1 pseudogene is annotated in these 613 nt (G+C 58.7%); it reads right to left on the bottom strand.

Annotated features, from left to right (window positions below):
• Positions 1-387 precede the first annotated feature (387 nt).
• A pseudogene (locus tag MJ601_RS21800) lies at positions 388-613 on the bottom strand (3'(2'),5'-bisphosphate nucleotidase CysQ); the annotation flags it as partial.

The following is a 613-nucleotide window of genomic DNA, read 5'->3' as shown; positions in this document are numbered from 1 at the left end:
CTCACATGAACGGCTGGACGTCGGCACCGATGGGCACGCGCGCCTCAGCCCCCATCAAAGCGACATGACGGCACTGGCATGGCAAAGGATATATCGCCCTGACCGATGAACCGCTGATCGAGGCGGCGCAGCGGTTCCACCGCTATGGCGGCACGATGATTTAGGTCGAAAGCGCGGACGTGGGCCGACTGAAGATCAGCGGTGTTTTTAACCTTCGCGATCCGCCGGCCTTTGCAGATTCCGTAGCTCGCCTGTTGCCCGTCGATACCCGTCGTTCCGGCAGCCTTATACCGTTTACAGGAATGAAGGCGGACCGTAACTGTTCCAGGTCTGGGCATGAACGCCGGAACGCGTTGCTTGGTGGTTCTGCCTGTTTGCCTTGACTCTTTAAGTTGAAGTTGGTTCGCCTATTTGCGCCAAGCTTTCCAATATCGTTGTGGCATGTTCCTTGCGGCAGATGAGGAGGTCGGGAAGGTAGACGTCGCTGTTGTTATAGGTGAGCGGCGACCCGTCGATACGGGAGCAATGGAGGCCATGGGCGAGCGCGACGGCGACCGGTGCCATGCTGTCCCATTCATATTGGCCGCCCGAATGCAGGTAGATGTCCGCCTGA

Source organism: Sphingobium trunci, from assembly GCF_022664535.1.
Taxonomy (GTDB): Bacteria; Pseudomonadota; Alphaproteobacteria; order Sphingomonadales; family Sphingomonadaceae; genus Sphingobium.
Note: the sequence above shows the minus strand (reverse complement) of the source record. Positions and strands in the feature narration are given on the sequence as shown.